Annotated in this window: 5 protein-coding genes; 2 read left to right on the forward strand and 3 right to left on the reverse strand. The window is 50.4% G+C overall.

The window, feature by feature from the left end; all coding sequences use genetic code 11:
* Window positions 1–36 precede the first annotated feature (36 nt).
* Window positions 37–1,044 (reverse strand): LacI family DNA-binding transcriptional regulator, encoded by a 1,008-nt coding sequence (locus UR504_RS20555; RefSeq protein WP_302235112.1) that lies wholly within the window; start codon window positions 1,042–1,044, stop codon window positions 37–39.
* A gap of 238 nt (window positions 1,045–1,282) precedes the next feature.
* On the opposite strand from UR504_RS20555, the gene UR504_RS20560 reads away from it, so the two are divergent.
* A complete protein-coding gene (locus tag UR504_RS20560; RefSeq protein ID WP_302235113.1) occupies window positions 1,283–2,524 on the forward strand; it encodes an MFS transporter in 1,242 nt (413 codons plus the stop codon).
* 15 nt (window positions 2,525–2,539) lie between these two features.
* A complete protein-coding gene (locus UR504_RS20565) occupies window positions 2,540–3,973 on the forward strand; it encodes a glycoside hydrolase family 32 protein (RefSeq protein WP_136195415.1) in 1,434 nt (477 codons plus the stop codon).
* An 84-nt stretch (window positions 3,974–4,057) separates the two neighbouring features.
* On the opposite strand, the gene UR504_RS20570 is transcribed toward UR504_RS20565, so the two are convergent.
* Window positions 4,058–4,519, reverse strand: a complete 462-nt coding sequence (locus UR504_RS20570) for a hypothetical protein (protein ID WP_302235114.1) — start codon at window positions 4,517–4,519, stop codon at window positions 4,058–4,060.
* Window positions 4,520–4,732: 213 nt separating this feature from the next.
* Window positions 4,733–5,806 carry a YadA C-terminal domain-containing protein gene (locus UR504_RS20575; protein WP_302235115.1) on the reverse strand — a complete coding sequence of 358 codons (1,074 nt, stop codon included), beginning with the start codon at window positions 5,804–5,806 and terminating at the stop codon, window positions 4,733–4,735.
* Window positions 5,807–6,075: the final 269 nt, after the last annotated feature.

A 6,075-nucleotide genomic window follows, 5' to 3' on the forward strand; every position in this document is an offset into this window, starting at 1 on the left:
GCTCCCTGTTTTTGGGTCATGGGCAAAAAAGCAGGCTTACGTTACATGCGCAACGGAATCACGCAGTAAAAATGGACTTTCTACGCGCGTGGTTTCCAGATGCTCTTCACCGTTAATAATATGCAAGGCGCTCAGGCGACCAATTTCATAGTGCGGCAGTTGAACCGTCGTGAGTGGCGGCAGGAACAACTCTCCAATGCCCACCATATTGTCATAGCCGATAACGGCGACATCTTCTGGTATGCGAAGCCCTTGCCCCAGCAGCGTCTGATACACCATAAACGCGATACGATCGTTGCCGCAGATAACCGCGTCGAATCGGGGAATGCCATTCAGGATGTGAGCCAGCAATACTGACGGAATGTCGCGATAGTGCTCATCGCCGGGTGCCATATAGCTGTGCGCCAGGCCGTCCGGATCGAGCCCCGCTTCACGGCATGCACGCTCCAGCCCCTGACGACGACGGGTTGTGGCCAGATGCCCCGCAGGCAAATGCAGGCAGAGAGGGCGTCGATAACCCTGCGCGAGTAACGCCCGCACGGCGGTATATTGCCCCTGTTCATCATCGGGAATATAGCTGGCAACCTTTTCGCCGTCACTTTCGCAGTTGGCCAGCACGCAGGGAAGGGTGAGGAGTTTAGCCGGGAGAGGAACCTGACGTAGCCCCATGGTGGTGTAGATAATTCCGTCAGGCCGATGAGAGAGAAGAAGGTCGACAATGGCGTCCGGGTTGTCATCGGTAAACATATTCATCACGAAGCTGTTCCAGCCGTGCATTCTGGCCGTCTCTTCAATTGACAGCGTGATCTCCACCGAAAAAGGCGTCGTCACCGTATCGAGCGCCAGTACGCCTATGGTTTTAGGCGAGGCATGCGCGCCGCGTATTTTCTTGGCGGACAGGTCAGGAACGTAGCTGGTCTGCTCGATAGCCAGCTGAACGCGCGCCAGCGTTTCAGGTTTAAGGCGCTCCGGGCTATTCAGCGCGCGGGAGACCGTCATCAGCGATACGTTAGCCAGCTTTGCGACGTCCTTCAGGGAAACCATTTTCTTACTCCGTTAATGCTCTGCGGGAAAGGGTATACAACTAAGTCGCTGATGTAAAAGGAAGGCTGATGCACAGGCCAGGCCATATTTAATTCAGTGATGAATATTTGATCGCGATCTCATTCTATCAATGTTAACGTTAACTTTCGTGATTAACATCTTAAATTTCCGCCAAACCGTATGAGAAAGCATAAATGTTAACGTTACCATAATGTCATTACTCCAATATGAGAATGTCATGATGAAAACGCATCACTCTCACAGCTACCCTTTATTAAGCGCATTACTGTTTTTCTTTTTTGTCACATGGTCATCTTCCGGCTCGTTGCTCTCTATCTGGCTCCATCAGGAGGTGGGGTTAAAGGCAGGGGATACGGGAGTCATCTATGCCGTGCTGTCCGTCTCCGCGCTGTGCGCGCAAATCTGCTACGGCTTCATTCAGGACAAGCTCGGCCTGCGCAAAAACCTGCTCTGGTTTCTGACCAGCCTGCTCATTCTTTCTGGCCCGGCCTTCCTGATGTTTGGTTATCTGCTGCAAATTAACGTGTTACTCGGCAGTATTTTCGGTGGGATTTATATCGGGCTGACGTTTAACGGCGGAATAGGGGTACTGGAGTCCTATACCGAGCGCGTGGCCCGCCAGAGCCAGTTTGAGTTCGGCAAGGCGAGGATGTGGGGATCGCTGGGCTGGGCGGCGGCAACCTTTTTTGCGGGGCTCCTGTTTAACATTAACCCGAAGCTGAACTTTGCGGTGGCGAGCTGCGCCGGGCTGGTGTTTTTTGTTTTGCTGGCGCGCCTAAGAGTCTCTTCGGCCCCGCACGCCATGCAGGAGGCGGTGTCCGGCGGTAAGGTCACGCTGGAAGATGCCTTGCGCCTGCTGACGCTACCGCGGTTCTGGGCGCTGGTGTTTTTTGTTATCGGCACCTGTATTTATGGCGTCTACGACCAGCAGTTCCCGGTCTATTTCTCCTCACAGTTCCCGACGCTGCAGGAAGGAAACGCCATGTACGGCTATCTCAACTCCTTCCAGGTTTTCCTTGAGGCGGCGGGCATGTTTTGCGCCCCGTGGCTGGTGAATCGCCTCGGTGCGAAAAACGGCCTGATTTTCGCCGGAATGGTGATGGCGATGCGTATGGTGGCATCGGGTCTGGTTGAGGGACCGGTGTTGATCTCCATTACCAAGCTATTGCACGCGGTTGAGCTGCCCGTTTTGCTGGTCTCCATCTTTAAATACAACAGCCTGCATTTTGATAAGCGACTCTCTTCCACCCTCTATCTGGTGGGCTTTGCCTGTACAAGCTCGGTGATTGCCTCGGTGCTGTCGCCGCTGGCAGGTTACAGCTATGAGAAATACGGCTTTGCCCAGTCCTATCTCATCATGGGGCTACTGGTCTTCAGCACCACGTTTATCTCCATCTTCCTGTTGCGCTCGGGTAAGTCCTCTTCTGACCCGCTCATGCCGGAACCTTCCACCATCTGATCAAAGAGTAGAGAAATGACGTATTCCATTACGAAAGCAGAACAGGAACTTCAGTCCAGACGCGAAGGGCTTAACCTGCGCTGGTATCCCCGTTACCACCTCGCTGCGCGAGCTGGCTGGATGAACGACCCTAATGGCCTGGTGTGGTTTGACGGCTGGTATCACGCGTTTTACCAGCATCATCCGTATTCGACCCAGTGGGGGCCGATGCACTGGGGCCATGCGCGCAGCAAGGATTTAGTTCACTGGGAGCACCTCCCTGTTGCGCTGGCACCGGAAGGACCTGACGACAAGGACGGCTGTTTTTCTGGCTCGGCGGTGGTGGATGGCGACACTCTGGCGCTGATCTACACCGGCCACAAATTCCACGGCGATCCTGGCGATGAGGCTAATCTCTACCAGGTTCAGTGCCTGGCAACCAGCCGTGACGGCATCCAGTTTGTGCGGCACGGGACAGTCATTAATACACCGCCCGGGCTGCATCACTTCCGCGATCCGAAGGTATGGCGTGAAGGGGCGTGGTGGTACATGGTCGTTGGTGCGCGGGAAGGTGATATGGGCCAGGTACGTGTTTATCGCTCTGCCGATCTGCGCGAGTGGCAGGACAGGGGCGTGCTCGCGGTGGCTGAAAAAGAGATGGGTTATATGTGGGAATGTCCGGACTTTTTTACCCTCAACGGTAAACGCGTGCTGATGTTCTCACCTCAGGGACTCACCGCAGACGGATTTAATCATCGCAATCTTTTCCAGAGCGGCTACCTGGTAGGTGAATGGCAGCCTGGTCAGCCCTTTGTGCCTGAAGGTGAGTTTGTGGAGATGGATCGCGGGCATGATTTCTATGCGCCGCAAAGTTTCCTGACTCCTGACGGCCGCCGCATTGTTATCGGCTGGCTGGACATGTGGGAATCGCCCCTGCCGGAACAGCAGGATGGCTGGGCGGGTATGCTTTCTTTACCGCGCGAGCTGACGCTGAGTGCGGATAACCATCTGCAAATGCGGCCAGCCAGAGAAGTTGAAGCCCTGCGCGGGGCGTGGTTCCCCTGGCCGATAAGTACACTTAATAACCAGCAGATGACGCTGGTGGAACACTGCGATGCGATGGAGGTCATTCTGCAATGGGATTGCACGAATAGCAGCGCGGAGCAATACGGCATTCGTCTCGGCGACGGCCTACGCCTCTATGTTGATGCCCAGATGCAGCGCCTGGTGCTGGAGCGACACTATCCACAGTATGGCCTGTGCGGTACCCGAAGCGTCGCGCTTAACCTGAACGACGCGCTCAGCCTGCGCCTGTTCTTTGACTGCTCTTCGGTGGAAGTGTTTGTTAACGAAGGTGAGGCGTGCCTCAGCAGCCGTATTTATCCTGATGCCGAATGCCGCGAGCTGGCGTTATTTGCCTGGACGGGAGGAGCATCGCTTATTCATGGCGGGGCGTGGCAGTTAGAGTAAATCTGTATTTAGTCATGAGCTTAAATAAAGCCCCATACAAATGGGGCTATGTAAATCTTATCAGGAGGGAGCGTAGTGCTAAGATCACATTTTTGATAATTGTGCGTTTACAACTCTCTCTTTCTCGACAACCAGCTGCATAATATAGCTACCCTTGTGCCATAAACCCTTATTTGGCTTCCAGCCTTTCGAAAGCAGATATTCAGCAGCATCAGAGATTGGCTTATTCATAACGCGATCCGCTTCACCTGAAAACTGTTTAACATCGCCGCTTGCTTTGGCAGGCTTGCTGTCACAACGACCCGCAGCATCCATAACCTGAGTGCAGCCTTCAGGAAAAGGCTTATGTGCTGATTGTGCAAGTTGAGCAGCATTCTCCAAAGCCTGTTTTTCTGCAGCAGCGTTAATGGCTGTAGTGCGGTTTTGCTCTGCAATATAACAAGCATCTTTACTCACCCCCTTGCTTTGACAATCCGCCATCCGTTGCGCTGGTGAGGAACACGCAGCAAGAGATAATACTGCCGCTATCATCATTAACTTTTTCATTATTGCCTCAGTAATTGCAATTATAAATATAGGTGCCTAACATCAAGCCGATCCATATCCCTAATAAAATAAAAGTGAGATACAAAACAACGGAGATAAAAATGTACTTTGTCATTTTCTTTGCGAGCAGCAATGTATTGAGTTATAGCCAGCTGATTAAAACTCATGGGCGATTTTTTTAGCTCACTGGCATTTTATTTTAATACTGTAACATTACCATCCGTAAGATGCGGACGCCGCAACAATTTCATTGCCGTTGGATGTACCTGATGTAGAGAGGGTAGCAGCTACATTCTCAGCGAACTTATGACGGTAGCCGATTGCATAACCTTGCGCATCTTTGAAGTTGGCAGCACCGACGGCAACCGCGTTATCTGTATCAACGTAATGCAAACCAGCAAGAGAAGCAGCGCCAGCGATACCAGCACGATATTCCTTGCGATCCTCATTCTGCTGATTCTCCAGAGAAGAGAACTTAGCGTTATTTTGACTCTCTAACGCAGTAATACGTGATTCATGATTCGCTAATTGTGCGCTGTGATTCTGAATCGTCGCTTCCTGTGTTTGCTGGCGTGACTGAACGGTAGCAACAGCAGCTTTATTCGCTGCGGCTACCGTTTGTGCATCGACAGCTAAAGATTGCGCATAAGCGCCCGTATTAAATGCCTGAGTCGCTTTGCCAGAGGCATCCTGAAGTGCTTGATCTTGTCTATCCTGATCGGCGTTGAAAATGCTTTTATCGACCTTACTTGCTAGCGCTTGAGTGTTGGCGTCTGCTTTGTTGTTCGCATTGGTCGCGGTGATGTCAGTTTTATCTACTCTCGTGTTTGTATCAATGATTGCTTGACCGTTAGTAATAACGCCTTGTAAAGCCGCGTCTGCTTTATTATTAGTGTTATCAATCAATATATTCTGTTTGTTATCAGTGATTGTCTGATCTGCTTTGTAATCGTTGACTTTCTGATTAAGGATAGCGTTAGCTTGAGTGTTAGCATTTACGCCATCTTGAGCGGTGTTAGCTGTATCTTGTGCTTTATTAATAGCTGTATTTGCTCTGTCAATATCGCCCTGAAGGTTATAGATTTGCCCGTCTTGCTTAATGTTACTCCCCTCGATGTTATCAAGGTTATAGGCGGATTTATCGGTACCCTGAATTTGAATGTGAGCACCTGGATTATTGACGTTATCGTCAAGGTTTATGTTTACTTCCGCAGCATTTGCAGTATTCATTGAACCAGCAAACACAAAACCAAAAACAGCGATAGCTGTTGTATTTAAATATTTCATTTTAAAGCTCTCATCATCACTACAAGAAAAAATAAAGTAAGGGCGCTATCCTGGCGGGAAGATACAACGTCTTGTTATATCTGAAATAATTCACTATTAACGTTGAAAATTTTGGTTTGATAACTTATTTCGTAACGTGCAGTAACTATCTATGAATGTGTAATTTTGATTATTGATCTAAATCATAAATAGCAGGAATAGCTAAACGAGTCATTCCAGAAAAGCTCGGCTTAATAATCTTATAATACAATAAGATAGCGATTCATAAT

Source organism: Enterobacter sp. 241F3 (assembly GCF_034106785.1).
GTDB lineage: Bacteria > Pseudomonadota > Gammaproteobacteria > Enterobacterales > Enterobacteriaceae > Enterobacter > Enterobacter vonholyi.

Bases quoted from the DNA above. Each gene is read 5' to 3' on its own strand.
- UR504_RS20575 (WP_302235115.1), bottom strand. From the start codon at position 5,806: ATGAAATATTTAAATACAACAGCTATCGCTGTTTTTGGTTTTGTGTTT.
- UR504_RS20555 (WP_302235112.1), bottom strand. From the start codon at position 1,044: ATGGTTTCCCTGAAGGACGTCGCAAAGCTGGCTAACGTATCGCTGATG.
- UR504_RS20560 (WP_302235113.1), top strand. From the start codon at position 1,283: ATGATGAAAACGCATCACTCTCACAGCTACCCTTTATTAAGCGCATTA.
- UR504_RS20565 (WP_136195415.1), top strand. From the start codon at position 2,540: ATGACGTATTCCATTACGAAAGCAGAACAGGAACTTCAGTCCAGACGC.
- UR504_RS20570 (WP_302235114.1), bottom strand. From the start codon at position 4,519: ATGAAAAAGTTAATGATGATAGCGGCAGTATTATCTCTTGCTGCGTGT.